Annotated in this window: 18 protein-coding genes; 12 read left to right on the top strand and 6 right to left on the bottom strand. The window is 68.8% G+C overall.

Annotated elements, in window-relative coordinates:
- Nucleotides 1–29: 29 nt before the first annotated feature.
- Nucleotides 30–734: a 7-cyano-7-deazaguanine synthase QueC gene (gene queC, locus AC07Q9_RS06580; RefSeq protein ID WP_492734547.1), complete on the top strand. Its 705-nt coding sequence runs from the start codon at nucleotides 30–32 to the stop codon at nucleotides 732–734.
- Here the strand turns inward: queC and AC07Q9_RS06575 are convergent.
- Both AC07Q9_RS06575 and AC07Q9_RS06570 read right to left on the bottom strand, forming a co-directional pair.
- A complete protein-coding gene (locus AC07Q9_RS06575; protein WP_495308152.1) occupies nucleotides 716–2,509 on the bottom strand; it encodes an ABC transporter ATP-binding protein/permease in 1,794 nt (597 codons plus the stop codon). The two genes, queC and AC07Q9_RS06575, sit on opposite strands and share 19 nt — an antisense overlap.
- A gap of 145 nt (nucleotides 2,510–2,654) precedes the next feature.
- Nucleotides 2,655–3,215, bottom strand: coding sequence for a phosphonate degradation HD-domain oxygenase (locus tag AC07Q9_RS06570; protein WP_495308150.1), 561 nt, complete (start codon nucleotides 3,213–3,215; stop codon nucleotides 2,655–2,657).
- A gap of 206 nt (nucleotides 3,216–3,421) precedes the next feature.
- Between AC07Q9_RS06570 and AC07Q9_RS06565 the strand changes: the two genes are divergently transcribed.
- From AC07Q9_RS06565 to phnX, 5 genes are all read left to right on the top strand, one after another.
- The gene (locus tag AC07Q9_RS06565) at nucleotides 3,422–4,456 is read left to right on the top strand and encodes a putative 2-aminoethylphosphonate ABC transporter substrate-binding protein (RefSeq protein WP_495308148.1); all 1,035 of its coding nucleotides are present in this window, start codon (nucleotides 3,422–3,424) and stop codon (nucleotides 4,454–4,456) included.
- Between the two features lie 118 nt (nucleotides 4,457–4,574).
- Nucleotides 4,575–5,648: an ABC transporter ATP-binding protein gene (locus tag AC07Q9_RS06560; protein ID WP_492679435.1), complete on the top strand. Its 1,074-nt coding sequence runs from the start codon at nucleotides 4,575–4,577 to the stop codon at nucleotides 5,646–5,648.
- Between the two features lie 330 nt (nucleotides 5,649–5,978).
- Complete coding sequence (locus AC07Q9_RS06555) at nucleotides 5,979–7,688, top strand: putative 2-aminoethylphosphonate ABC transporter permease subunit (protein ID WP_495308146.1); 1,710 nt, start codon at nucleotides 5,979–5,981, stop codon at nucleotides 7,686–7,688.
- On the top strand, nucleotides 7,688–8,821 hold the full coding sequence (locus tag AC07Q9_RS06550; protein ID WP_495308144.1) for a TIGR03364 family FAD-dependent oxidoreductase: 1,134 nt from the start codon (nucleotides 7,688–7,690) through the stop codon (nucleotides 8,819–8,821). Before AC07Q9_RS06555 ends, AC07Q9_RS06550 begins: the two co-directional genes overlap by 1 nt.
- Before the next feature lie 37 nt (nucleotides 8,822–8,858).
- Nucleotides 8,859–9,692 carry a phosphonoacetaldehyde hydrolase gene (gene phnX / locus AC07Q9_RS06545; protein ID WP_495308142.1) on the top strand — a complete coding sequence of 278 codons (834 nt, stop codon included), beginning with the start codon at nucleotides 8,859–8,861 and terminating at the stop codon, nucleotides 9,690–9,692.
- A 271-nt stretch (nucleotides 9,693–9,963) separates the two neighbouring features.
- Here phnX and AC07Q9_RS06540 read toward each other — a convergent pair whose 3' ends face one another.
- Nucleotides 9,964–10,416: a GNAT family N-acetyltransferase gene (locus AC07Q9_RS06540; protein ID WP_495308140.1), complete on the bottom strand. Its 453-nt coding sequence runs from the start codon at nucleotides 10,414–10,416 to the stop codon at nucleotides 9,964–9,966.
- Nucleotides 10,417–10,514: 98 nt separating this feature from the next.
- Here AC07Q9_RS06540 and AC07Q9_RS06535 point away from each other — a divergent pair, with 98 nt between their 5' ends.
- Complete coding sequence (locus AC07Q9_RS06535; protein WP_495308138.1) at nucleotides 10,515–11,786, top strand: MFS transporter; 1,272 nt, start codon at nucleotides 10,515–10,517, stop codon at nucleotides 11,784–11,786.
- Between the two features lie 21 nt (nucleotides 11,787–11,807).
- Here AC07Q9_RS06535 and AC07Q9_RS06530 read toward each other — a convergent pair whose 3' ends face one another.
- Nucleotides 11,808–12,191 (bottom strand): Imm1 family immunity protein, encoded by a 384-nt coding sequence (locus AC07Q9_RS06530; RefSeq protein ID WP_495308136.1) that lies wholly within the window; start codon nucleotides 12,189–12,191, stop codon nucleotides 11,808–11,810.
- A gap of 267 nt (nucleotides 12,192–12,458) precedes the next feature.
- Here AC07Q9_RS06530 and AC07Q9_RS06525 point away from each other — a divergent pair, with 267 nt between their 5' ends.
- Together AC07Q9_RS06525 and AC07Q9_RS06520 are read left to right on the top strand one after the other, a co-directional pair.
- Nucleotides 12,459–12,881: a tripartite tricarboxylate transporter TctB family protein gene (locus AC07Q9_RS06525; RefSeq protein ID WP_489059118.1), complete on the top strand. Its 423-nt coding sequence runs from the start codon at nucleotides 12,459–12,461 to the stop codon at nucleotides 12,879–12,881.
- A gap of 10 nt (nucleotides 12,882–12,891) precedes the next feature.
- Entirely contained in the window at nucleotides 12,892–14,415 is a 1,524-nt protein-coding gene (locus tag AC07Q9_RS06520; protein WP_492679449.1) for a tripartite tricarboxylate transporter permease, read from the top strand.
- Nucleotides 14,416–14,462: 47 nt separating this feature from the next.
- Here AC07Q9_RS06520 and AC07Q9_RS06515 read toward each other — a convergent pair whose 3' ends face one another.
- A complete protein-coding gene (locus AC07Q9_RS06515) occupies nucleotides 14,463–15,884 on the bottom strand; it encodes an aminotransferase-like domain-containing protein (protein WP_495308134.1) in 1,422 nt (473 codons plus the stop codon).
- 110 nt (nucleotides 15,885–15,994) lie between these two features.
- On the opposite strand from AC07Q9_RS06515, the gene AC07Q9_RS06510 reads away from it, so the two are divergent.
- The 3 genes from AC07Q9_RS06510 to AC07Q9_RS06500 are packed head-to-tail and all read left to right on the top strand — an operon-like array spanning nucleotide 15,995 to nucleotide 18,214.
- The gene (locus AC07Q9_RS06510; RefSeq protein WP_056573062.1) at nucleotides 15,995–16,183 is read left to right on the top strand and encodes a DUF2970 domain-containing protein; all 189 of its coding nucleotides are present in this window, start codon (nucleotides 15,995–15,997) and stop codon (nucleotides 16,181–16,183) included.
- Nucleotides 16,183–16,908 carry a c-type cytochrome gene (locus AC07Q9_RS06505; protein ID WP_495308132.1) on the top strand — a complete coding sequence of 242 codons (726 nt, stop codon included), beginning with the start codon at nucleotides 16,183–16,185 and terminating at the stop codon, nucleotides 16,906–16,908. The genes AC07Q9_RS06510 and AC07Q9_RS06505 overlap by 1 nt, the downstream gene beginning before the upstream one ends.
- 7 nt (nucleotides 16,909–16,915) lie before the next feature.
- Nucleotides 16,916–18,214 (top strand): c-type cytochrome, encoded by a 1,299-nt coding sequence (locus AC07Q9_RS06500; RefSeq protein WP_495308131.1) that lies wholly within the window; start codon nucleotides 16,916–16,918, stop codon nucleotides 18,212–18,214.
- Nucleotides 18,215–18,226: 12 nt separating this feature from the next.
- On the opposite strand, the gene AC07Q9_RS06495 is transcribed toward AC07Q9_RS06500, so the two are convergent.
- Nucleotides 18,227–20,236 (bottom strand): lipoxygenase family protein, encoded by a 2,010-nt coding sequence (locus AC07Q9_RS06495; protein WP_495308129.1) that lies wholly within the window; start codon nucleotides 20,234–20,236, stop codon nucleotides 18,227–18,229.
- Nucleotides 20,237–20,276 lie beyond the last annotated feature (40 nt).

The following is a 20,276-nucleotide window of genomic DNA, read 5'->3' as shown; positions in this document are numbered from 1 at the left end:
TCCTTTTTTTCCTATTTCCCGGAGGCTCCATGCCCCTGCACACCACCGCCCTCGTTCTCTTCTCCGGCGGCCAGGACTCGGCCACCTGCCTGGCCGAGGCCCTGTCCAAGTACCAACGTGTCGAAACGCTGGGCTTCGACTACGGTCAGCGCCACCGCGTCGAGCTCGACGTGCGCGGCACCGTGCTCGCGAAGATGCGCGAGCGCTTTCCCGAATGGGCGCCGCGCCTGGGCGAAGACCACGTGCTCACGCTGGCCGCGCTGGCCCAGCTCGGCGGCTCGTCGCTCACCGAGGAAGTCGCCTTTGCCATGCAGGCCGACGGCCTGCCCAACACCTTCGTGCCGGGGCGCAACCTGCTGTTCCTCACGCTCGCGGGCGCGCTGGCCTACCGGCGCGGGCTGCAGGTGATCGTCACCGGCGTCTGCGAAACCGACTTCTCGGGCTACCCCGACTGCCGCGACGACACCATGAAGGCCATGCAGCTCGCGCTGTCGCTCGGCCTGGAGCGCCGCCTCGTGATCGAGACGCCGCTCATGTGGATCGACAAGGCCGAGACCTGGGCGCTGGCCCACCGCCTGGGCGGCCAGCCGCTGGTCGACCTGATCGTCGAAGAAACCCACACCTGCTACCTCGGCGACCGCGAACACCGCCAGGCCTGGGGCTACGGCTGTGGCGAATGCCCGGCCTGCGACCTGCGCAAGAAGGGCTGGGAGCGCTACGCCGCAGCGGGCTGAGCGGCCGTGTTCAAGCGGTAGCGCGCACCACCGTCTCCCGCCGTGCCACCGGTTCGCGGCACCAGCGTCCACCGCTGGTTGTGGAAATCGCCCACGGCCGCGCGGTGCGCAATCGACACCATCGCCCCGCCCGCGGCCTGCACCGTGGCGGCGAGGCGCTTGTACAGCACGCTTTCGGCCTCGGCATCGAGCGCGCTCGTGATCTCGTCGGCGAACAGCCATGCCGGCTTTCTCAGCAGCACGCGGGCTATGGCCAGTCGCTGTTGTTCGCCGCCCGAGAGCTTCTGGCTCCACGCGTCGCTGTCGTCGAGGCGGCTGGCAAGGTCCGGCAGCAGGGCATCGGCGAGCGCCTGGCGCAACTGGTCGTCGCTGTAGTTCGAGGCCGGATTCGGATACGTCAGCGCATCGCGCAGCTTGCCGTCGGGCACGTAGGGGCGCTGCGGCATGAACATCGCGTCGCCGGGCACTTGCACATGCCCGCGCGAGAACGGCCAGATGCCCGCGAAGGAGCGGAACAGCGTCGACTTGCCGCTGCCCGAAGGTCCCTGCAACAGCACGCTGTCGCCGGGCGCCACGGACAGGGCGGCACCGGCAAGCAGCGCCGTGCCGTTGGGCAGGGCCACCCCGAGGTCGTCGGTGTGCAGGACGGCCGCCGTGTCGCGCTGCAGTTCGTTGTCGCGCGTCGCGTGGGCCTTCATGGCGTCGTCGAAGCTGGTCAGGCGATCGGTGGTGGCGCGCCACACGGCCACGCTGTCGTAGTTGTCGACGAACCAGCTCAGCGACTCCTGCACCTTGCCGAAGGCCGAGACGATCTGCATCAGGTGGCCGAGCTGGATCGAGCCGCCGAAATACTGCTGAGCCCCGACGATGAACGGAAAGATCACCGCCGCCTGGCCGAAGAACGAGGTGAAGGTCACCAGGTTCTTCTGCTGCTTGATCAGCAGCAGGTAGTTGCGCAGCACGTCGCCGAAGCGCAGGTTGAGCTGGCCGCTCTCGACCTTCTCGCCATGGTCGAGCGCAATGGCTTCGCTGTACTCGCGCACGCGCACCAGGTGATGGCGGAAGTCGGCCTCGAAGCGCTGTTGCCGGAAGTTCAGCCCGATCAGCGGGCGGCCGATGAAGTGCGTGACCACGGTGCCCACGATCGAATACCCCAGCGCCAGCCAGACCATCGCGCCGACGATCTGGTATGTGGTGCCGCCGGCCGTGAACGAGAAATTGCCCGACAGCGTCCAGAGCAGGCCGATGAAGCTCAGCAGCGTGACCACGGCGTTCAGCAGGCCCATCGAGAGCGACATCGTGGCGCTGGTGAACATCTGCATGTCTTCCTGGATACGCTGGTCGGGGTTGTCCGGCGCGGTGCCGTCCTTGCCGGCGTAGCGCGCCAGTTCCAGGTGATAGAAGGTGCGGTCCGCCATCCAGCGCGACAGGTAGCTGCGCGTCATCCAGGTGCGCCAGCGCAGTTGCAGCAACTGCGTCACATAGAACTTGAGCACCTGCACCGCGATGTTGAAGAAGGCGATCCAGCCGAACACCCGCACCTCGCGCCAGAAGGCGACCACGTCCTTGTTCTGCAGTGCGTCGTAGAAGCGCCCGTACCACTGGTTGCCGAGCACCGCCACATAGACGTAGAAAAGGTTCAGGGCAATGATCCCCAGCAGCATGGCACGTGCCCGCCATTTCTCCTCGGACCGGAAGTAGGGCGCCGCGAGCGTGAAGACGCGGCGCAGGACCTGGATGAACGAGCTGGCGCGCGCCGTGACGGATAAAGACATTCGGGTTTCCTCGCAGGCGCGGGTGCGCCGGTCATCGTGAGGAACCCATCGTAGACAAATGTTTCTTAAACGGAACTGAAATTCCGCCAGAGGTGCCCGATGCACCTGAAATGCCAGAACTGCCCCGGGGCGCAGGTACGCCCGCTCAGCGCAGCATGATCCGCGCAGCGGTCGCCAGGAAGTGCGCCAGCGCCGGCGTCTTGAGCCCTTCGACCTTCGCTTCTTCGTCCCACAGCCGCAGCCGCACCGCGTCGCCCGACCACGGCAGGCCGGCGAAGCGCTGCGCCGCGTCGGCGTCCATCACGCCGCCCTGCAGCGCCAGGCTGCGCACCGAATCGGGCGAGAGCTTCGAGACATAGTCCGGCCGCGTCGCGCACAGGTAGCGCTTGGCGTCCACATGCAGGCGGATCGGCTCGCGCACCGCCACGTCGAAGGCGCCGCGCAGCAGCGGCAGCGCGATGTACTGGTGGCGGTCGTCAATGCCCAGTTCGGTGGGCGAGTGCGACAGCGTCTGGTGCTCGGCGATCAGCAGGTGCCCCAGGTCGTGCAGCAATGCAGCCGTCACGAGCGTGTCGCCGGCGCCGGCCTGTTCGGCCAGCCAGGCGCATTGCAACGCGTGTTCGAGCTGCGACACCGGCTCGCCCGCGTACGCCAGCCCGCCGCGTTCGGCGAACAGGCGGGCGATCTCGGCGAGGTCGAGTGTCATGGGATTGCAAAAGAACGGGTGCGACAGCCTGTACAGGCTCGCGCCGCTCGATGACAGCCGTGTGACGAAAGTGCAAACGCCGCGGCGCGGGTACTGCCATGTGACAAACCTTTGTCACATACCGCTGCGAGCATCGCTGCGTTCACGGCCCCGGCCGTGTTTTCTTTTTGCGTACATCGCCTGTTCTTACCTCGAGGGAATCTCCCATGCTGCATCGTCGTCTGATGTGGGCCGCCGTGCCCGCCGCCTTGTTCTCGCTGGCTTTCGCCGCATCGGCCCAGGGCCGCACCGAGCTGCTGGTCTACACCGCGCTCGAAGCCGACCAGGTGCAGGCCTACAAGGCCGCCTTCGAAAAAGGGAACCCGGCCATCGAACTGAAGTTCGTGCGCGACTCCACCGGCATCGTCACCGCCAAGCTGCTGGCCGAAAAGGCCAACCCGCAGGCCGACGTGGTGTGGGGCCTGGCCGCCACCTCGCTGATGCTGCTGGACAAGGAAGGCATGCTCCAGCCCTACGCCCCCAAGGGCCTGGACGCCATCAAGCCCACCATGCGCGACACGGCCAACCCGCCCAAGTGGGTCGGCATGGACGTGTGGTCGTCGGCGATCTGCTTCAACACCGCCGAAGCCACGAAGAAGAACCTGCCCAAGCCCACCAGCTGGGCCGACCTGACCAACCCGGTCTACAAGGGCCAGATCACCATGCCCAACCCCGCGGCCTCGGGCACCGGCTACCTCATGGTGTCGGGCTGGATCCAGATGATGGGCGAAGACAAGGCCTGGAAGTACATGGACGCTCTGCACCAGAACATCGGCGTGTACAGCCTGTCGGGCAGCAAGCCCTGCCGCCAGGCCGGCGCCGGCGAGTTCGCGCTGGGCATGTCGTTCGAATACCGCGCCAACAAGACCAAGCGCGACGGCGCCCCCATCGACATCGTGCTGCCCAAGGAAGGCCTGGGCTGGGACATGGAAGCCACCGGCATCATGAAGACCAGCAAGAAGCAGGACGCCGCCAAGGCCCTGGCCGACTGGGCCGTGACGAAGCAGGCCAACGAGCTGTACGCGAAGAACTTCGCCGTGCTCGCGCTGCCGGGCATCCAGGAAAAGCTGGAGTTCGTGCCGGGCGACGTCGAGAAGCTGCTGGCCAAGAACGACTTCAACTGGGCCGCTGCGAACCGCGACCGCATCCTGACGGAATGGTCGAAGCGCTACGACGCCAAGGCCGAAAAGAAACCCATGTAATGGGCTCTCCCCCAGTCTTCGCGCACTTCGTGTCGCTACGTCAACCCCCTCACCGGGGGCAACACCAGCGGCCCGGCAAAGCCGGTTCCGCGGTGTTTCTCGACTGGGGCCACTGAACATGACCAGCTTTCTCTCCCTTCGCGGCATCGGCAAGTCCTTTGGCGCCACGCGCGTGCTCGACGGCATCGACCTGGACATCGAGCCCGGCGAGTTCGTCTGCCTGCTCGGTCCTTCGGGCTGCGGCAAGACCACGCTGCTGCGCATCGTGTGCGGCATCGAGCGCGCCGACAGCGGGCAGATCCTGCTCGGCGGCCAGGACATCGCGGGCCTGCCGCCCGCGGCGCGCGGCTTCGGCGTGGTGTTCCAGTCGTATGCGCTGTTCCCCAACCTCACGGCGGCGCAGAACATCGCCTACGGCCTGCACCCCACGGGCGCCCTGGCGCGCGAGATGGCCAAGCGATCGCGCGAGATGCTCGACCTCGTCGGGCTCACCGCGCATGCCGACAAGTACCCCGTGCAGCTCTCGGGCGGCCAGCAGCAGCGCATCGCGCTGGCGCGCGCGCTGGCGCCCAACCCGCGTCTGCTGCTGCTCGACGAGCCGCTCTCCGCGCTCGACGCGCAGGTGCGCGCCACGCTGCGCAGCGAAATCCGCGCGCTGCAAAAGCGCCTGGGCATCGTCACTATCATGGTCACGCACGACCAGGAAGAAGCCCTCTCGATGGCCGACCGTGTGGTGCTGATGCACAACGGCCGCATCGAGCAGGCCGGCACGCCCGACGAGCTGTACCGCAAGCCGCGCACCCGCTTCGTGGCGGGTTTCGTGGGCCGCATGAACATGCTGCCCGCCACCGTGCTGGCCGACGGCAAGGTGCGTGTGCGCGACAGCGAACTGTTCTGCGCACCGGGCAACCTCAGCGTCGGTTCGCAAGCCACCGTGGGCATCCGGCCCGAGCATGTGGTGGTGAAGCGCTTCGGTTCCGAACTCGGCACCAACAGCTTCGCCGCACGCCTGCTCGACACCGAGTTCTTCGGCAACCGCACCTCGGCGCGCCTGGCCTGCGAGCCGCTGGGCATCGAGATCGAGGCCGAGCTGCCCGCCGATGCGCGCAGCGGTGGCGAAGAGCCGCTGGTGCCCAGCAGCATGGTGCACATCCAGCTGCCTTTGAACGCGCTGTCGGTCCTGGCGCAATGAAATGACATCGGGCTCGTCGGTGCCTTGTCGTTGGCAGCGCAGTCCTTCTTCAGGGCGCGCTCCCGCCGACGGGGCACCTTGCTCCGCGAATGTCCCCCGCCCTTCGGGCTCCTCCTTGATTTCGCTGCGCAAGGCACCCCATCGACGTGAGCGTTGCCAGCAGCGGTCGTTGATCGGCTGCGAACGCAGAGCGTGCCCTGGTGCGCAGGGCACTGGGTGCTCCCCGCAGCGAAATCAAGGAGGAGGCCGCAGGCCGGGGGACATTCGCGGAGGGGAGTACCCGGTGTCCTGTGCACACGCCCCGAACAACGACATCAAAAGAACAACAACATGAGCACCCCTTCCGAAGCCCTCGCCCCGATCGCGAGACCGCGCACGATGCACTTCGACCGCGAGCGTTGGCTCACCGGCGCCGCCGTCCTTCTGGTCGTTCTGCTGCTCGTCGTGATCGTCGCGCTCCCCGTCGGCGCGCTGGTCGGCCAGAGCTTCTACGACCGCGCCGGCAGCTTCGTCGGCCTGACCAACTTCGCGCGCTACCTCGAGAGCCCCGCGCTCGTGCAGTCGGCCTTCAACAGCGTGCTGCTCGCGGTGATCAGCGCCGTGCTGTGCACCGCCATCGCCTACGTGTACGCCTACGGCCTCACGCTCTCGTGCATGCCCGCCAAGGGCCTGCTGCGCGCCGTGGCGCTCATGCCGCTGCTGGCGCCCTCGCTGCTGCCGGCCATCAGCCTGATCTACCTGTTCGGCAACCAGGGCCTGTTCAAGGGGCTGCTGGGCGACCTGTCGATCTACGGGCCGCTGGGCATCGTGCTCGGCTCGGTGTTCTGGACGCTGCCGCATGCGCTGCTGATCCTCACCACCGCCATGGCCACCTCGGACGGTCGCCTGTACGAAGCCGCCCAGACCCTGGGCGCCTCGCGCTGGCGCATCTTCCGCACCGTCACGTTGCCCTCGTCGCGCTACGGCCTCATCGTGGCCGCGATGGTCGTGTTCGTGCTCGTCATCACCGACTTCGGCGTGCCCAAGGTCGTGGGTGGCCAGACCGGCGTGCTCGCGACCGACATCTACAAGCAGGTGGTCGGGCAGCAGAACTTCCAGATGGGCGCGGTGGTCGGCCTCGTGCTGCTGATTCCGGCCGTGTTGTCGTTCCTCGTCGAGCGGCGCGTGCGCCGCAAGCAGGCAGCCGCGCTGTCGGCGCGCGCCACGCCGTACCAACCCGAGCCCGTGAAATCACGCGACCGTGCACTGCTCGTGTTCTGCACGCTCACCGCCATCGCCATCGTCGTGATGATCGGCATGGCCGTGTTCGCCTCGCTCGCCAGCTACTGGCCCTACAAGCTCACGCCCTCGCTGAAGAACTACGACTTCAGCAACATGGACGGCGGCGGCTGGGGCAGCTACGGCAACTCGCTGCGCCTGGCGCTGTGCGCGGCCGTGGCGGGCGCGCTCGCCACCTTCGTGTCGGCCTACTTCGTGGAGAAGCCGCGCCACTTCGGCCTGCTGCGCGAGCTGCTGAACCTGCTGGCCAACCTGCCGCTGGCGGTGCCGGGGCTCGTGCTCGGCGTGGGCTACATCTTCTTCTTCAACTCGGCCGCGAACCCGCTGCACGGCCTGTACGGCGGCATGGCGATCCTCGTGATCTGCACCGTGGCGCACTTCTTCTCGGTGGCGCACCTCACCTCGCTCACCGCGCTGCGCCAGCTCGACCGCGAGTACGAGCTGGTGTCCGAATCGATGGGCGTGCCGTTCTGGCGCACGCTGTGGCGCGTGCACCTGCCGGTGGCGCTGCCCACCGTGCTCAACGTGGCCGGCTACTTCTTCGTCAATGCGATGACCACCGTGTCGGCCGTCGTGTTCCTCTATTCGCCGCAGACCACGCTGGCCGCCATCGCCGTGCTCAACATGGACGATGCCGGCGACGTGGCACCCGCCGCCGCCATGGCCTCGCTCATCATGCTCACGGCCGCCGTCGGCCGCGGCCTGTTCGCGCTGGCCGGGCACTGGGCGCTGAAGCGCACGCAAGCCTGGAGACAACGTTGATGAACCCCAGCATGTCCGTCGACAGCTTCGACGTGATCGTGGTCGGCGCCGGCATCGTCGGCCTGGCCCATGCCTACACCGCCGCGCAACGCGGCCTGCGCGTGTGCGTGGTCGAGCGCGATGCGGCGTGCCTGGGCGCCTCGATCCGCAACTTCGGCTTCATCACCGTCACCGGCCAGGCGCCGGGCGACATGTGGCGCCGCGCCATGCATTCGCGCGACGTGTGGCAGGCCATCGCGCCGCAGGCCGGCATCGACATCGTGCACCGCCACCTCTGGCTCGCGGCCTACCGCCCCGAGGCGCATGCCGTGCTCGAAGCCTTCCTGCGCACGCCGATGGCCGAGGCCTGCGCGCTCATCGACGCCGTGGACGCGCAGGAGCGCGCGCCCGGCCTCAACCTCGCGCAGGCGCGCTCGGTGCTGTTCAGCCCGCACGAGCTGCGCGTCGAATCGCGCACCGCCGTCGGCCTGCTCGCGCGCTGGCTGGCCGAGGTGCACGGCGTGGTGTTCCGCTTCGGCGAGACGGTGCACGAGGTCGAAACCCCGCGCGTGCGCACCTCGCGCGGCACCCTGCGCGGCGAGCGCGTGGTGGTCTGCACCAACACCGAATTGCACGGCCTGTTCGCCGGCCGCATCGCCACGCACGACCTCACGCTGTGCCGCCTGCAGATGCTGCGCGTGCAGCCCGAGGCGGGCTTTCGGCTGCCGGGCGCGGTCATGACCGACCTGAGCCTGGTCCGCTACGAGGGCTACAGCAGCTTGCCCGAAGCGGCGGCGCTGCGCGAGCGGCTGATGCAGGAAGAGCGCGCCTCGCTCGACCACGGCATCCACCTTATCGTCGTGCAGAGCGCCGACGGCTCGCTGGTGGTCGGCGATTCGCACCACTACGGCGACGCGCCCGAACCCTTCGCCATCGAGGCGGTCGACCAGCTCATCCTGCGCCACCTGCGCAGCACGCTCAACCTCGAGACCGCGCAGGTCACCGAGCGCTGGACCGGCGTGTACCCGTCGTCCAAGACCACGCCCTGCGTGATCGACGCGCCCGACGACGCCACGCGCGTGGTGCTGGTCACCAGCGGCAGCGGCGCGAGCACGGGCTTCGGCATTGCCGCCGACGTGTTCGACGCGTGGTGAGCGCCGCCACCTTCCTGACCTTTCCTCCCTTTTCGCCATGAACGCCCATCACCATTCCAAGCTGCAAGCCGTCGTCTTCGACTGGGCCGGCACCATCCTCGACTTCGGTTCCTGCGCGCCGATGGGCGCCTTCGTGAAGCTGTTCGCGCAGTTCGGCATCGACATCACCATCGACGAGGCACGCGCCCCGATGGGCATGGCCAAGTGGGACCACATCAAGGCCCTGGGCACGCAGCCGCGCATCGCCGCGCAGTGGGAAGCCAGGCACGGGCATGCCTTCAGCGACGCCGACGTCGACCGCCTGTACGAGGTGTTCACACCGATGAATGCGGCCAGCGTGCGCGACCACACCGACTTCATTCCGGGCGCCCTCGAGGCCGTCCACGCAGCCCGCGAGCGCGGCCTGAAGATCGGCTCCACCACCGGCTACAACCGCCCGATCATGGACGTCGTCACGCCGCTCGCCGCAGCCGGCGGCTACGAGCCCGACAACCTCGTGTGCGCCGGCGACCTCGCGGCGGGGCGCCCGTCGCCGCTCATGATGTACCGCTGCTTCGCCGACCTCGGCGTGTGGCCGCCGCACACCGTCGTCAAGGTCGACGACACCGGCGTGGGCCTGCAGGAAGGCCTCAACGCCGGCACCTGGGCCGTCGGTGTGTCGGTCAGCGGCAACGTCAACGGCCTGACGCTGGCCGAGTGGCAGGCGCTCGACGCCGACAGCCAGCAGGCCCGCCGCGCCCGTGCCACCGCCGAGCTGGAAGCCGCCGGCGCGCACTACGTGATCGACAGCGTGGCCGACCTGCCGAACGTGCTGGAAGACATCGAACGCCGCCTGCAGGCCGGCGAGCGGCCGGAAGTCCTCTTGCGCTGAAGCAGAAAGCTCGTTTTACCGACGGTGGCTGGCGCTGCCGTCCGACTTGACGCGCCACTTCGCGGGCTTAGCATGCGCCGCATGCGAAGCACAGCCTTTGTTCTTCTGCTCTGTCTCGGCCTGCTGACCGCGGCCTGCGACGGCAAGCGCAAGCCCGGCACTCCGATGCCGAAGGCCTTCTTGTCGTCAAGTGTCGTGGTGATGATGGCGCCTGCGCCGTGCGTGGGCTGAGGCTGCCGGGGCGTTCAGCGCACCGGCCGCGGCGAACGTCTCAGGACGGGACGTACGCCAGCACTTCATCGCCCGCTGCATCGAATTCGCCCGTGGGCTTCCAGCCCAGGTGCCGGTAGAACCCGTGCGAGCGCACCTGCGGGTCGGGCGAGCAGCCCAGGAAGAGCCGCTGGAAGCCCAGCCCTTTGAACTCCTCGACCATCAGCGCGAGCAGCGCCTTGCCGATGCCCTGGCCTTCGTACGCAGGCAGCAGCGCCAGCACGCCGATCTCGCCGGTGTCCCGCTCGCCGAAGCAGTAACCGGCCAGCACGCCATCGACGAGGGCCACGTAGCCGGGCAGGGAGCCGTCGGCGATGCCGGCTTGCCAGCTCTCCAAGGTGATGCCGAGCGCCTTCAACTCGTCGACGGAGAACGCGTTCTCTCGCGTGCGGCCGCGCAGGTCGAGGCACGCGGGCGTGTCTTCGGGAATGGCTTGTCTGTAGGTAATTGGCATGCGTCGGGTGCTCGAGGGCGCACGCAGCAGGCGGCGCGGCCTTCCGCGAGAATGCCACACGACGTGCGCCACCCGATGCACGCGTGGAGACAAGAAGAATGAAGACGACCCAAGCGACAACCATCGTCCACCAGCCCGACTCGCGCTACGCCATGGTGCGCCTGGCGCTCACGCTGCTGGTCATGACGGTCGGCAGCAGCGGCATGTACGTGGTGTCGGTCATGCTGCCCGCCGTGCAGGCCGAGTTCGGCGTGGCGCGCGCCGATGCCTCCATGCCCTACACGCTGCTGATGCTGGGCTTCGGTTTCGGCGGCGTGCTCATGGGCAAGCTGGCCGATCGCATCGGCGTGATGAAGCCGCTGCTGATGGGCTCGGTCTTCCTGGCCGCCGGCTACATCGCCACGGGTCTGTCGCAAGGCATCGTGTCCTTCACCGTCGCGCAGGCGCTGCTGGTCGGCCTGCTCGGCAGTTCGGTGGCCTTTGCGCCGCTGGTGGCCGACACCTCGCTGTGGTTCGTCAAGCGGCGCGGCATCGCGGTGGCGGTGTGCGCCAGCGGCAACTACCTCGCGGGCGCGGTGTGGCCGCCCATCGCGCAGCACTTCGTCGAGCAGGTGGGCTGGCGCCAGACCTACATCGGCATGGGCATCTTCTGCGGCGTGACGATGGCGCTGCTCGCGCTGTTCTTCCGCGCACGGCCGCCGGCACTGGCCGAGGTGGCGCCGGTGTCGCACGCCTCGGGCGGCAGCACCCTGGTGCGCGACATGACGCGGCCCTTCGGCCTGAGCATGGGCACGGCGCAGGGCCTGCTGTGCGTGGCGGGCGTGGCCTGCTGCGTGGCCATGGCGATGCCGCAGGTGCACATCGTGGCCTACTGCGGCGACCTGGGCTACGGCCCGGCGCAGGGCGCGATGATGCTGTCGCTGATGCTGGGCTTCGGTATCGTGAGCCGGCTGGTGTCGGGCGCCATCTGCGACCGCATCGGCGGGCTGCGCACGCTGATGCTGGGCGGCGTGTTGCAGTGCGTGGCGCTGCTGCTGTTCCTGCCCTTCGACGGGCTGGTGCCGCTGTACGTGATCTCGGCGCTGTTCGGCCTGTTCCAGGGCGGCATCGTGCCCTCGTACGCGATCATCGTGCGCGAGCACTTCCCGCCGAAGGAAGCCGGTGCGCGCGTGGGCACGGTGCTGATGTTCACGCTGTTCGGCATGGCGCTGGGCGGCTGGATGTCGGGCAAGGTGTTCGACCTGACGGGCAGCTACCACGCGGCCTTTTTGAACGGCATCGGCTGGAACCTGGTGAACGTGAGCATCGCGGCGTTCCTGCTGTTCAGGGTGCGCCGGATGCGGCGGGGTGGGGTGGCGGTGGCGGCCTGAGGCCGCGAAAGATCGCGCCGCCTAGCTTTCGCACCATGTGACCCCTTCGGGCCGCGCGCCGTTGTGGTCGCGGAAATCAACGAGGGCCTGGAGGCACCGTGCGACATCGATGCACCACGCGCGCGGGTACTCGTCGACCTGTCCGTTGCCCAGCGTGAAGGCTTCCACGCCCGGCCGGTGCGTGTCGCCCACCGACCTGAAGCCGCTGTCGCCCGGCTCCCGCAGGTACATGAGCCATGCGCTCTCGCCATTGCGCAGCATGCACATCGAAGGGCCGTCCGGCTGGCAGACCCACAACTCGAACCGGGACGTCGACCGGACCAGGTCGAGTGCCAAGGCCCATGCGCCCGGCGACGCGAGGTCGAGGGAGCGGTCGTCGAGGGTCATCTGAATCACGTGCGTCATCTCGCGGGGGCTTCTCGGGGGCGCCTCGGGGCAGGCGCTTCATCGGTGTGCTGCCTCGCTGCGGGAGGCGGCCCCGCGCATTGTGACCCGCCCGCGCGCACCACTCGCCCACCCGGTACGTAGTTCCCCTCGCGCCCGCGTCAGATTCCGATCAGCTTGCGAAAAGAGCATCGATCCGTCCGGAACTTCCCTCCGGGCGGAGACACGCCCGCGCCCGTTCCACCGGTCGCGGGCGCATTCGAATCACAACATTACGTGAGCGTATGAATGAAAAATAGAAACCTTGTCAGAGGTCTGTTCCTCATGGCGATCGCGCTGGGCTTCGGCCTGACCGCGCTGAGCTATCCCATCGGCGACTTCAGCCGGGCGGGGCCGGGCCTGTTCCCCGTGATGGTGAGCAGCCTGCTGCTGCTGATCGGCGTGGCCACCGTGGTCCGGTCGTTCGTGGTGGCGCCGGTGGCGCTGAACCTGAACTTCAAGAACATCGGCCTCATCCTGTCGAGCCTGTGCGGGTTCGCGCTGATCTCGATGTACGTGAACATGATCGCGGGCATCGTCTTCATGGTGTTCTGTTCGGCCTTCGCGGGCAGCTCCAACTCGTGGGTGCGCAACGTGAAGATCTCGGCGGGCCTGATCGCCATGGCGCTGGCGCTGCAGAAGCTGCTCGGCCTGAACCTGCCGCTTTTCTGAGGTCACGACCATGACGGAAGTTTTGAACAACCTGGCGTTCGGTTTCTCGCACGCCCTGACACTCCACAACCTGATGTACTGCGCCATCGGCTGCACGGTCGGCACGCTGGTCGGCCTGCTGCCGGGCCTGGGCCCGCTGGCCACCATCAGCCTGCTGCTGCCGCTGACGTACTCGATTCCCACCACCGGCGCGCTGATCATGCTGGCCGGCATCTACTACGGTGCGCAGTACGGCGACAGCGTGAGCGCGATCACGATGAAGATCCCGCACGCCAGCAGCATCGTGGCCTGCATCGACGGCTACGCGATGACGCTCAAGGGCCAGACAGGGCTGGCGCTGTTCACGGCCGGCTTCTCCAGCTTCATCGGCGGCACGGTCGCGATCCTGGTGCTGTCGTTCCTGGCGCCGACGCTGGGCGAGGTGGCCTTCCTGTTCGGCCCGGCGGACTACGTCGCGATGATGCTGGTGGGCTTCGTGTGCGTGAGCTTCGTGACCACGGGCAGCCTGCTGAACGGGCTGGCGATGTGCATGATCGGCGTGCTGCTGGGCACCATCGGCACCGACGTGAACAGCGGCATGGCGCGCTTCACGATGGACATGCCGTTCCTGACCGACGGCGTGGGCATCGTGAGCATTGCGCTGGGCTGCTTCGGCATCGCCGAGATCACGAAGAACCTCGACTCGCGCGAGGAGCGCTCGCCCTTCAACGGCAAGATCAACCTCATTCCGACCTGGGCGGAGTTCAAGCGGATCATTCCGAGCGCCTTGCGCGGCAGCGTGGTCGGCTCCATCCTGGGCATCCTGCCCGGCGGCGGCCCGACCATTGCGCAGTTCGCGGCGTATGCGCTGGACAAGAAGGTCAGCAAGTACAAGCACGAGATCGGCACCGGCTGCATCGAAGGCGTGGCCGGCCAGGCCGCAGCCGACGAAGCGGCGGCGCGCACGAGCTTCATTCCGCTCATGAGCATCGGCATTCCCGAGAACGCGGTCATGGCGCTGATGCTGGCGGCCTTCATCATCAAGGGCATCCAGCCGGGCCCGAACATGATCGCCAGCCACCCCGAGCTGTTCTGGGGCCTGGTGGCCAGCATGTGGATCGGCAACGTGTTCCTGCTGGTGCTGAACGTGCCGCTGGTGCGCTACTGGCTCTCGGTGTTCAAGATCCCGTACAGCGTGCTGTTCCCGTCGATTTTGTTCTTCTGCTGCATCGGCACCTACAGCGTGAACAACAACCTGCAGGACGTGTTCATCACCGCCGCGTTCGGCTTCATGGGCTACATGTTCATGCGGCTGGAGCTCGACGCCGCGCCGCTCATGCTGGGCTTCATCCTCGGGCCGATGCTCGAGGAGAACTTCCGCCGCGCGATGCTGCTGAGTCGCGGCAGCTTCGGCACCTTCGTGTCGCGGCCCATCAGCGGCACGCTGCTGGGGCTGATCGCGGTCTTCGTGCTGTGGCAGCTGGTGGCGTTCGTGCTGCAGGCGCGCAAGAAGAACGGGGCGCCGGCACCGGTGGCGCTGGAACCGCAAGAGTAGGTCGACATGCCCGCACAACGCCCGCCCCTTCGGCGGGCGTTGTCGTTTCAGCTCGCTTCTTCTGCCACCAGCCGCCCCAGCGTCTGCAGGGCCTGTTCGCTGTGCGCGTCCCACGCGTGGCCGTAGTTCAGCCGCAAGCAGTTCGAGAACGCACGCGTGGCCGAGAAGATCGGCCCGGGTGCCACGCTGATGCCGCGCTCCAGCGCCAGGCGATGGATCTCCAGCGCATCCACCTGCGCTGGCAATTCCACCCACAGGAAATACCCGCCCAGCGGCCGCGTGGCGCGCGTGCCGGCCGGAAAGTAATGGCCCACGGCCTGCGTGAAGCTGGCCTGCTGCATCGCCAGCGTCTGGCGCAGCTTGCGCAGGTGCTTGTCGAAGCCGCCCTTCTCGAGGTAGTCGGCCAGCGCCAGCTGCGCGGGCACCGAGGTGCTGAGCGTGGTCGTGAGCTTCTGGCGCGCCACCTTGCGCGCGAAGCGCCCGGCCGAGGCCCAGCCGATGCGGTAGCCGGGCGCGAGGCTCTTGGAGAACGACGAGCAGTGCAGCACCAGCCCCTGCGTGTCGAAGGCCTTGGCCGGCGGCGGTCGGCGCTCGCCGAAGTAGAGCTCGGCGTACACGTCGTCCTCGATCAGCGGCAGTTCGTGGCGCGCGAGCAGTTCGACCAGCGCCTTCTTCTTCGCGTCGGGCATCAGGCTGCCCAGCGGGTTCTGGAAGGTGGTCATGAGCCAGCAGGCGGTCGGCTTGTGCGCGGCGATGGCCTGCGCCAGCGCGTCGAGGTCGATGCCTTCGCCGGGGTGCGTCGGCACCTCGATGGCGCGCAGGCCCATGCGCTCGAGCGCCTGCAGCGCGGCATAGAAGGTGGGCGACTCGACGATCACCGCGTCGCCCGGCCGCGTCACGGCCGAGAGGCACAGGTTGAGCGCCTCGAGCGCGCCGTTGGTGACCACGATCTCCTCGGCCGGCACCGGCAGGCCGTCGGCCAGGTAGCGCAGCGCGATCTGCCGGCGCAGGGCGGCGCTGCCGGGCGTGAGGTCGTCCACGGTGCGCCAGGGGTCGAGCGACTTGGCGCTGGCCGCCATGAACTGGCCCAGCCGTGCCAGCGGAAACAGCAGCGGGCTCGGGAAGGCCGAGCCGAAGGGCACGACCTGGCGCGACATGCTGGCTTCGAGGATGTCGAACACCTGGTCGCTCACCTCGAGCGCGCGCGGGCCTTCGGCGGGGCGCGAGGTCAGGGTGGTCTCGGGCGGCGCGTCGCGCAGGCCGCCGCCGGCCACGTAGTAGCCCGAGCGGTCGCGCGCGCGCACCAGCCCGCGCGCCTCCAGCAGGTAGTAGGCTTGGAACACGGTGGAGGCGCTCACGCCGCGGCTGCTGCCCGTGTGGCGCACGGAGGGCAGGCGGTCGCCGGTCTTGAGGGTGCCGTTGCGGATCGAGGCCTCGATGTCCGAGGCCAGGGCTTCGTAGCGTTTCATCGGGGCTTCATCGGTGGGCCGTTGTCATTCGCGGGGACTCTAATCTGATATGGTGAATCGAGCTGGATCTGCATCTGTTTTTTTTGACCCGTTTGCGCGACAGTGGACCCATGTTCAATCTGATGCGCGCGGTGCGCGCCGTACTCTGGAGCTTCATCGGGCTGGGCGGCCGCCGGGCCGACGCCGACAAGCGGACCGCCCAGCTGGGCATCCTGCCGCTGATCGGCGTGGGGCTGTGCATGGCCCTGCTGCTGATCGCGGGCCTGCTGGCCCTGGCGCATTTCGCGGCAGGCACGTGATGAAGGCGTTGCTCCACCGGGCAGCGCTGGCCCTGGCGCTGCTGTTGCCGCTCGCGCCCATCGCCGCGCAAGCTGCCACCACCACCGTGCCCGACACCATCGAGCAGCGCGTGGCCGCCTGCATCGCCTGCCACGGGCGCGAGGGCGCCACCACCAACGCCGGTTTCTTCCCGCGCCTGGCCGGCAAGCCGGCGGGCTACCTGTTCAACCAGCTCGTGAGTTTTCGCGACGGGCGCCGCTTCAACAGCGACATGACCTACATGGTCCAGCACCTGTCGGACGACTACCTGCGCGAGATGGCCGACTACTTCGCCAACCTGTCGCTGCCGTACGCGGCGGTCTCGCCGCAGAGCGACGCCTCGCCCGAGCAGCTGCGGCGCGGCCGGCAGCTGGCGCTCGAAGGCGACGCCGCGCGCCAGATCCCGGCCTGCGTGCAGTGCCACGGCGCCGCGCTCACGGGCGTGCAGCCGGCCATTCCGGGCCTGCTGGGCCTGCCGCGGCTGTATGTGTCGTCGCAGCTGGGCGCCTGGCTCACCAAGGAGCGCCATGCGCCCGCGCCCGACTGCATGGCGCAGATCGGCCAGCGCATGACCACCGCCGACATCAACGCCGTGGCCAGCTGGCTGGCCGTGCAGCCGATGCCGGCCGACACCCGCCCGGTGGCCTCGCTGCCCGCACCGCTGCCCGTGACCTGCGGCGGCATGCCGACCGCAGCGAAACCCTGAGAACCCGATGACCGCGCGATTGAGACATTTCGGCTGGGCCCTGCTGGGCCTGGTCACCCTGGCGGCCGTGTTGGCCGGCGTCGTGCTGGCGCTGAACCTGCGCGGCGAAGACCCGCTGCCCGAACGTGCCGAAGCCTTCGAGGCCACGCCGCAACTCGTCGAGCGCGGGCGCTACCTCGCGCTGGCGGGCAACTGCGCCGGCTGCCACACCACGCGCGGCGGCCAGCCCTATGCGGGCGGCGTGCCGCTCGAAACGCCCTTCGGCACCATCTACGCGACCAACCTCACGCCCGATGCGACGCACGGCATCGGCGGCTGGAGCAGCGCGCATTTCTGGCGTGCCATGCACAACGGCCGCAGCAAGGATGGGCGCCTGCTGTACCCGGCCTTCCCGTACCCGAACTTCACGCAGGTCACGCGCGAAGACTCCGACGCCCTCTACGCCTACCTGCGCAGCGTGGCGCCGGCCGCCACGGAAAACCAGGCGCACCGGCTGCGCTTCCCGTACGACACACAGGCCGCGCTCGCGGTGTGGCGCGCGCTCTCGTTCAAGCCGCAGCCCTTCGTGGCCAACGCGAACAAGCCGGCCGAATGGAACCGCGGCGCCTACCTCGTGGGCGGGCTGGGCCACTGCATCGCCTGCCACGGCAGCCGCAACTCGCTGGGCGCCACAGAAACCAAGCTGGGGCTCTCGGGCGGCCTGATCGCGGTGGAGAACTGGTACGCGCCCTCGCTGGCCGATCCGCACGAAGCCGGCGTGGCCGACTGGCCCGCGGCCGATGTCGTGGCGCTGCTCAAGTCCGGCACCGCCCCGCGCGGCTCGGTGATGGGCCCGATGGCCGACGTCGTGTTCCGCAGCACGCAGTACCTGAGCGACGCCGACCTGGGCGCCATGGCGATCTACCTCAAGGACCTGCCCGAGGCCGTGAAGCAGGACGCCCCCGAAGCAACCAAGGCCCCCGCCGCGCCGGTGCGGCGCGACGCCGGCGCGATGGTGCGCGGCGCGAAGATCTACGACCAGCGCTGCGCCTACTGCCACGGCGACCAGGGCCAGGGCGCGGCCGGCGCCTACCCGCCGCTCGCGGGCAACCGCGCGGTGACGATGGCGCGGCCCACCAACCTGATCCAGGTGGTCGCGCACGGCGGCTTCCTGCCCGCGACGGCCGGCAACCCGCGCCCCTACGGCATGCCGCCGTTCGGGCACGCGCTCGACGCCACCGAGGTGGCCGAGGTGCTCACCTACATCCGCGGGTCGTGGGGCAACAACGCCGCGCCGGTCACGCAGCTGGACACGATGCGGCGCTGAGCAGCGCTCGCTTCAGATGTTCGTGCTCGAAGGAATGCGGCTCGGCAGCAGGTGCTCGTAGGGCCGCGCACGCGCAGTGTTGCGCTGGCGGATGGTGGCTTCGATGCCGACCAGCGCGGTGCGAAAGCGCTCCAGCGGCCCGCCGGGCCCGCCAATCGCCGGGTCGAGCAGCACCGGCAGGTGCGGGAAGACGTTGTCCTTGTACTCGCCCAGGGGCCGGTAGTACACGCCGCCCAGGATGTGGAACAGCAGGATCTGCTCCTGCGCCGCCAGCCGTGACGGCAGCATCTGCGACCAGCTCGCTTCGCTCTGCCCCGCGCTGCCCGTCGGCGCCGGCACGCTGCCCGCGCCCGCGCTGAAGGGCGCATAGGTCATCACCGAATACTGCGGGAAGTTCACGGCCGCATGCTGCGCGCTGGCGTTGAAGATGATCGCGGTCAGCACGTCGGCCAGCTGCGCGCGCGTGGTGATCGGCCGGAAGCCGTGCACCTTGCCGCTGGTTGCGAGCTCGGTGGCCCAGGCCTTGAGCTCGTAATCGCCGGTCACGTCGGCGTCGCTCAGGTAGTAGGTGCCGACGTAGTCGCTCACCCACTGCGCGATGGCGTTCCACACCAGCAGCGCATCGTCGCGGTACGGGTAGTCGGGCAGTGCCGCCGCGTCGTCCACGCCGCGCGTGCGCAGGTCGTTGGGCAGCATCATGCGGTCGTAGAAGTCGTAGGCCAGCCGGTCGCGCCCGCACTGCTGCTGCAGCGTCTCGATGGGCGCGGCCAGGATCACGTCGCCCGTGGTCAGCGGCGCCATGATGATCAGCGTCGCGAACTCGTTGATGAACATCGCGCCCTCCAGGTGCGGCGACAGCAGCCGGCTCAGCGGGTGCGCGGTCGCGAGCTGGCGCTGCGTGGCCATCGCGAAGGCCTCCGACATCAGGTGCGTGCGGCCCAGGTGCACGAACATCTCGTGGTAATTGAAGTCGGCCACCTGCACGGTGGTCTTGGCCGATTGCCAGGCCCAGTAGGCCCCGGCGTCGGTCGTGTCGTCCACGCGCAGAAAGATCGGGTTCAGCGTCGGGTCCTGCCCGCACTGGATGGCCACCGGCACCAGCGAGCGGCCGGTCTTGGGCCGCGCGAACAGCGCGATGGGTGCGTGGATGTAGGCCGTGCCCGTGAGCGGCTTGCTCACCGGGCCCGCCGGCGCCATGTCGCCCAGGCCTTCGTAGTCCAGCAGGTAGAGCCGGCCCGAGGCGGCGGCGTCGGCCAGGCTGTCGCCGGCGCCCATCACCTGGCGGTACTGCGCGTCGCCCAGCGGGAACTTCGTCGGCAGCGCGGTCGCGCGCTGGAGCAGCATCGGGTTGGGCCCGGCCACGCGCATCGCCGCGAACAGGTCGTTGTCGTGCAGCAGCTGCGCGATGGCGGGCTTCTCGATGGTGACGAACAGCGCGTCGTACTGCGCCACCGTCTTCGGCCCGTTCAGCGCGCCCAGCGGGCCTTGCGACAGCAGGTCGTGGTGGATCTGCCTGAGCTGCGTGGCGATGTCGCCCGCCGTGCCCGTGAGCGTGCCCAGCAGGTTCAGCACCGCGGCCGGCAGCGTCGCCAGCCCGCCGTTGGCGGCCAGCAGCTGCTCGAAGCTGGCCTGCAGACCGGCCAGGCGCGTGCGCAGGGTGTCGAGCGACTGCAGGCTGCCCGAGGCCAGCGCGCTGGTGGCGAACGAGGCCGCGAAGTTGGTGACGGCCTCCAGCGCCTTGGCGATGGTCTTGAGCTGGTGCTCCAGCGCCGGCAGTTCGGTCGGTGGCACCACCGCGCCCATCGGCACGCCGGCCAGGTTGATGTGCGATTCGGTCCAGAGGTAGGCCGACTGCCGCCCCAGCAGTTCGAGCCGCCGCAAGGTGGCGCTGATCGGGTCGATCTTCTGCGGCAACGTGGGCCTGGGCACAGGCAGGGCCGCCGAGGCGGTGGAGGTCTTGCCGGCCAGCAGGCCCAGGCCGCCCGCCGAGGCGGACCATTTGAGGATGTCTCTGCGCTTCATCGGAAATTTCCCTGTCGTTATGCATCTGGGGAAGGCCGAC

The organism is Variovorax sp. GW821-FHT09A10 (genome assembly GCF_059418385.1).
The sequence above is the reverse complement of the archived record's forward strand: the minus strand, read 5'-3'. Positions and strand labels throughout refer to the sequence as shown.